This is a genomic window from Vibrio sp. Vb1337 (genome assembly GCF_033338715.1).
GTDB lineage: Bacteria > Pseudomonadota > Gammaproteobacteria > Enterobacterales > Vibrionaceae > Vibrio > Vibrio alginolyticus.
The window spans coordinates 1-5,979 of the sequence record NZ_JAWOTD010000042.1; the positions used below are offsets into that span (position 1 = coordinate 1).

A 5,979-nucleotide genomic window follows, 5' to 3' on the forward strand; every position below is an offset into this window, starting at 1 on the left:
GGGGTCGCGGGTTCGAGTCCCGTCCACTCCGCCACTTATATTAAGCCTCAGTCGAAAGACTGAGGCTTTTTTCGTTTCTACTGCGGCGTTTCCCTGAAGTGTGTTTACACCTAATTAGACTACTCCCCATAATCCCTACTAAGTGAACTTTGCGTGATTACACACTAGGCTTTAATTAATATAGGCCGTTGATGCTGTGGAAAGACAATATGACCTACAAACAAACCTAAGTAATCTATGGTATTCAAAGGCGTTCAACGGCTTGAATCTTGATGAGAAAGAAAAAACGAACTGTGCGCATAATCCAGAAAAGCGTCATATATACCCCCAATCTCTCCTGGCTCAAAAATCAAACGACTTGAAAAGAATTGGAAGGTGAAAGATTGAAGGAGCTCTTCATTAGCGAGGTGATGACTTTCGACGCTGAACATTTGATGAGTCTCAGAAAAATATATCGCCAAGGGGTAAGAAGCGCCAAAACAGAGAGGGGTAGCTTAGCTCGAGGCTGTAAGCTATGCGGAATACTCACAAACGTCAAAGCTCAAATCCATTAAGAGAATCGCTCTAGATCTAAGTGGTTATGTGCTCACTAGCGGTACTAGAAAATAGTTAAGTATTCCAAATGGATTATATGAAAAAGCCAACTGCTAAAGCGGTTGGCTTAGTATAAAAATCTCAACGTACTTTAGAGCGAGAAATGATGTCTAAAGAATACGTTTTAAAACACCATCTGCCTTTAGGCGGGTGATTTTTCTGACCAGTCGCTGTACCCCTATAGGATAGTCTTCTACTTTCTCTAATTGCTTATAAGTACAGATAAGGTAAGTATGCTCAAGAATACGCGAAACTTCGTCTTCAAACTTCTCAGTGAGCTTCGCATAATTGTCTTGTATGAGTAGCCCATTTTCTAGGTCGAGTGACCAAGCACGTGGATTTAGGTTATTCCCAGTAAGTAGCATATAGCGTTTATCAACCCAAATGCCCTTAAGGTGGAAGCTGTTATTGCCATGCTTCCATAGGTGAATTGACAATTTACGTGCGGCGATATTCGCTTCATTGGCTTTCGCAAAGCGACGCAAATTCACTTCGTAAAGATATGGAAGTCCGCCAATGGTTTTAAAGTCTTCCTCAGGTGCAATGTAAAAGTCGTTAGCGGTTTTATCACCCACAACAATCGTTACTTTCACACCACGCTTCATGGCTCGTTTCACTTCACGATGAAGTGCTTTAGGGAAGTTAAAGTAAGGCGTACAAATGAAAATTTCGTCTTGGGCTGCTGCCAATAACTTTACAATCTGTTGATTGAGCAGATTACGGCGTTTGCCTAGCCCAACTAACGGAGTGACTTTTACGCTTTCTTCTGTTGCAGCTTGATCTTCAAACTTATAGTTGGCTTGAGCAAGAGAAGCCCTCAGTTGGCGAATCGCCGACTTTATTTCTTTGGTTTCTGGCTTATCTTTTCCTGCAAGATCATTAACGGCAGGGTGAGCAATCATTTCTTTCTGAATGAATTGCACCATTGAATTCGCTAAAGATTCATGTCGAATCACATGGTAACGATCAAATCGATAACGTTCATGATAATGGAGATAAACGTTATTTAAGCTCGCCCCACTGTAGATAACAGTATCATCGACAATGAAGCCTTTTAAATGCAGTACCCCAAAAACTTCTCTGCCACGCACTGGTATGCCATAGACAGGGATTGGGTGTTGGTACTTACTGGCATATGCTTTGTAAAGCGCTGAATTACCCTCAGATGTCTCCGCGCCAATCAGGCCACGCTGCGCTCGATGCCAGTCGACACAGATATTGATGTCCAACCCAGGGTTGCGCTGTTTCGCTTCATAAAGCGCAGTGAGAATTTCACGTCCAGCTTCATCATCTTCCAGATATAGAGCGACTAGGTAAATTCGCGACGTTGCTTTGCTGATAGCATCTAAAAGACGGGTTCTGAATGATTCTGCTGAATACAGAACATCAAAGTCTTCCGGATTGACAGCGAGACTTGGCAACTGTTCGAATGGATTCCTACTTACTATCATATCGGTATGAGTACCTTAGTTTAGTGCAATATTGCGAACCTGCCATTTTATCAAAGATATGATTTACCTGGCTACAAAAGCACGCGTTTTGATGTCGTTGAAGAGATGAATTGCATTGGAATGAGATCTTTACCGCTATCTACATAACGTTGAAATGCCATTTTTAGCGGGTGTGGTAGCTCAGAGCAATCAATTGTTGTGAATCCATGCTTGGAATAATAGGATTCGAGATGTGTAAACGCGAAGCAATAATCGCCATCAGTGAAAACATTGTTTTTACAATGAGTTAGTAGTTTTTTTCCAATTCCTGTTCCCCTAACTTTCGGAATGACCAACATTCCTGTCAACAGACGAACTTTATCTACACTTTTTAAACGTAGTAACGCAATGATTTCACCCTTATGGCTTGCTGTAATGATCAATTCATCCTTTTTGGCTCGACCCGCAGGGTAATACGCTTTGTATAGTTTCTTAATGAGGGGGAGCTTGATGGGATTTAACACTTCTATGATTAATGAGTCTGGTATTGTCACTGCGGTTAAAAGATAACTAATGTAGAATGTCGACAGTTTAAGAGAATCTTATCTGGTGTTGCAAACCTACTATGCAAATTAAAACAAATGCGAGCCTAAAGGCTTACCATACTTTTGGAATTGAACAATCGTGTTCCTATTTAGCTATCGTTGAGTCGCTTGAAGATGTTATTGAGCTATTTCAAAACCCAAGATTCACCCATTTACCGAAACTTTTTTTAGGTAAAGGAAGTAATGTTCTTTTTACAGAACATTTTGAGGGATTAGTGATTGTTAATCGAATCATGGGTAAAGAAGTCACGGAAACGGATGAGCACTACCTATTACATATTGCCGGTGGTGAAGATTGGCCTGAATTGGTTTCCTGGTGTGTGAATCAGGGGATCGGTGGGATCGAGAACTTAGCTTTGATTCCAGGTTGTGCTGGCTCGGCTCCTATTCAGAACATTGGTGCGTATGGCCTAGAGCTAAAAGACATCTGTGATTATGTAGATGTTCTTGACCTAACTACGTTTGAAAACAAAAGAATGCACGCCCAAGACTGTGAGTTTGCCTATAGGGATTCCATATTTAAACATGCGTTGCACGGAAAGTGCTTTATCACCGCATTAGGGCTTAAGTTGGCGAAGCAATGGCAGCCGATTAACCAGTACGGCCCTTTACAAAGTATCCCAGAAGAACAACTCAGCCCTGCTTCTATCTTCGAACGAGTATGCCAAGTGCGAAAGGCAAAACTGCCAGATCCAACCAAGATAGGTAACGCAGGTAGTTTCTTTAAAAACCCAGTGATCACACAAGATCACTATGATCGACTCACAAAAAAATACCCTAACGTAGTGGCCTACCCAGCTTCAGGAGGAATGAAAATTGCTGCTGGTTGGCTTATTGATCAGTGTGGATTAAAAGGGAAGTCTGTACACGGTGCGCAGGTCAACCCTATGCAAGCTTTGGTTTTGACCAACATAGATAATTGTAGTGCTGATGACATTGTCGCGCTTGCTTCTTTAGTGAAGCATACAGTATGGGACAAATACCAAATCATACTTGAGCATGAAGTACGCTTTCTCAATCGTACCGGGGAGACCAATTTGGCTCAGATCGAGGCATCTAGATGAGAAAAGATCACTCTACGAAACTTCATATTCTAAAGTTATTAAGTGATGGAGAGTTTCATTCAGGAGAAGCGTTGGGCGACGATCTTAATGTTTCTAGAGCGGCAATCGCTAAGCACATTAAAGGTCTTAGTGAATGGGGTATTGATATTTATCGAGTGCAAGGGCGCGGTTACCAATTAGCCTCACCATTGCAGTTGTTAGACGAGACTCTCCTTACCACTAGCTCGGAGTCACTTGTTGAACTCGTCCCTGTGATTGACTCAACGAATCAATATTTGCTCGACAGAGTCGCGGATTCGGAAAAGGGCCGTGTTTGTATTGCTGAATATCAAGCTCAAGGTCGTGGTCGCCGCGGTAGACAATGGGTCTCACCGTTTGGCTCTAACTTATATCTCTCTATGTATTGGCGACTGGATGCGGGAATGGCTGCGGCAATGGGCTTGAGCTTGGTGATTGGGATTGCCGCAGTGGAAGCTCTGGAAGAAGTAGGCATGCAAGGTGTTAAACTCAAGTGGCCGAATGACTTGTATTATCAAGATAAAAAACTGGCCGGAATCTTGGTTGAAATGTCGGGTCAGGCCGGTGGGGCTGCTCATCTAGTGATTGGGATGGGCCTGAATATTGGAATGCCTGACGACCAGCCTGAGATTGACCAGCCATGGACCACGTTGAACCAAGTAAATCAGAGTCTCAAGAACGATAGAAATGTTCTAGCAATGACTCTTATCAAGCATTGGAATTCTGCACTTGTCGAATATGAAATGAAAGGGCTTACTGGCTTTATCGAACGTTGGAATCGGTTAGACAATTTCCTTAATCGTCAGGTCAAACTGCTTATTGGGCCTAGAGAGGTACATGGCGTCGTTCGAGGCATCGATCATCAAGGTGGAATATTAATCGAAACCTCCCAAGGATTAGAGACTTATATTGGTGGTGAAATCTCGTTGCGTAAAAGTGACTAAGCTTCGATTACTTTCGCAACGAGACTTTATCAACCAAGTGGTTAACGCCTTTGTGTAGAATCAAGTGGGCTCTCTCACGAGTTGGAAGAATATTCAATTCTAAATTGAGCCCATTAATATCATGCCAAATTTGCTTTGCTTTTTTCTTTGCGTCATCGACAGAGAGTTGTGTGTAGTGGCTAAAATAAGAGCCTGGTTTCGTAAAGGCCCCTTGGCGAAACTTTAAAAAGCGTTCTACGTACCAATGTTCAATGGTCTCTGTTTCTGCGTCGACATAAATTGAAAAATCTAAAAAGTCAGATACGAAGACACGATGCGGGTCATGTGGATAGTCCATTCCACTTTGCAGAACGTTTAAACCTTCAATAATAAGAACATCCGGTCTATCCACTTTTCTTAGTTCATCAGTAATGTCATACGTGATGTGAGAGTAGATGGGTACTTCAAGATCGGGCTTTCCTGCCTTTACGTCAGACATGAACTCGACTAAGCGCTTGATATCATAGGATTCTGGGAAGCCTTTACGATGCATGATACCGCGTTCTTCTAGTACTTTTTTCGGATATAGGAAGCCATCTGTTGTAACCAAGGACACTTTGGGATGATTCTCCCAACGAGAAAGCAATGCCGTTAGAATACGAGCAGTCGTACTTTTGCCTACAGCAACACTGCCAGCGATACCAATTACGAAAGGGGGAGCATGTTCCTCTGTATTTAAGAATTGTTGTAATACGGAATTGCGGCTTTGACGAGCCTGGACATACAGATTTAAAAGACGAGACAAAGGAAGGTAGATCTCTACCGCTTCCTCCATGGTTAGGTTTTCATTAATGCCCTGAAGCGCAGTCAAGTCGTCTTCAGAAAGTGTCATCGGTACAGAGTTTCTTAACTCGGCCCAATTTGCACGGTCAAATGACAAAAATGGACTCATGGGTCTCTTTTATCCTTGGTTTAATAGAAGCAAGAACATACATCAAGCGAACTTCAAAGCAAACGACAAAGGTCGAAGTTTGCTTTAAAAAAGCTAAGTTTGTACGAATTTGCAGCAAACGAATCTAAAAAATCGAAATTTATGATTTTTTTTCAAATTACTATTGCAACCTAGAAAATCATTCAATAGAATGCGCACCACTTATGCCGACTTAGCTCAGTAGGTAGAGCAACTGACTTGTAATCAGTAGGTCACCAGTTCGATTCCGGTAGTCGGCACCATTCTTTCCTTTAGTAGTCTGAATGGCTTGAAAATTTGGAGGGGTTCCCGAGTGGCCAAAGGGAGCAGACTGTAAATCTGCCGGCACTGCCTTCGATGGTTCGAATCCGTCCC

5 protein-coding genes and 1 tRNA gene are annotated in these 5,979 nt (G+C 42.5%); 3 read left to right on the plus strand and 3 right to left on the minus strand.

All coding sequences use genetic code 11. The features are described 5' to 3' along the window. Positions 1-704 precede the first annotated feature (704 nt). A complete protein-coding gene (gene pssA, locus R7E42_RS23505) occupies positions 705-2,045 on the minus strand; it encodes a CDP-diacylglycerol--serine O-phosphatidyltransferase (protein WP_318073037.1) in 1,341 nt (446 codons plus the stop codon). A gap of 71 nt (positions 2,046-2,116) precedes the next feature. Further along, complete coding sequence (locus tag R7E42_RS23510; RefSeq protein ID WP_017821963.1) at positions 2,117-2,548, minus strand: GNAT family N-acetyltransferase; 432 nt, start codon at positions 2,546-2,548, stop codon at positions 2,117-2,119. Positions 2,549-2,649: 101 nt separating this feature from the next. Between R7E42_RS23510 and murB the strand changes: the two genes are divergently transcribed. Both murB and birA read left to right on the plus strand, forming a co-directional pair. Beyond that, positions 2,650-3,693, plus strand: a complete 1,044-nt coding sequence (murB, locus tag R7E42_RS23515) for a UDP-N-acetylmuramate dehydrogenase (protein WP_239939283.1) — start codon at positions 2,650-2,652, stop codon at positions 3,691-3,693. After that, positions 3,690-4,655 (plus strand): bifunctional biotin--[acetyl-CoA-carboxylase] ligase/biotin operon repressor BirA, encoded by a 966-nt coding sequence (gene birA / locus R7E42_RS23520; protein WP_318073038.1) that lies wholly within the window; start codon positions 3,690-3,692, stop codon positions 4,653-4,655. The genes murB and birA overlap by 4 nt, the downstream gene beginning before the upstream one ends. 7 nt (positions 4,656-4,662) lie before the next feature. On the opposite strand, the gene coaA is transcribed toward birA, so the two are convergent. Then, on the minus strand, positions 4,663-5,586 hold the full coding sequence (gene coaA, locus R7E42_RS23525; RefSeq protein WP_005388683.1) for a type I pantothenate kinase: 924 nt from the start codon (positions 5,584-5,586) through the stop codon (positions 4,663-4,665). Between the two features lie 205 nt (positions 5,587-5,791). Here coaA and R7E42_RS23530 point away from each other — a divergent pair. Next, a tRNA-Thr gene (locus R7E42_RS23530) sits at positions 5,792-5,867 on the plus strand. Positions 5,868-5,979: the final 112 nt, after the last annotated feature.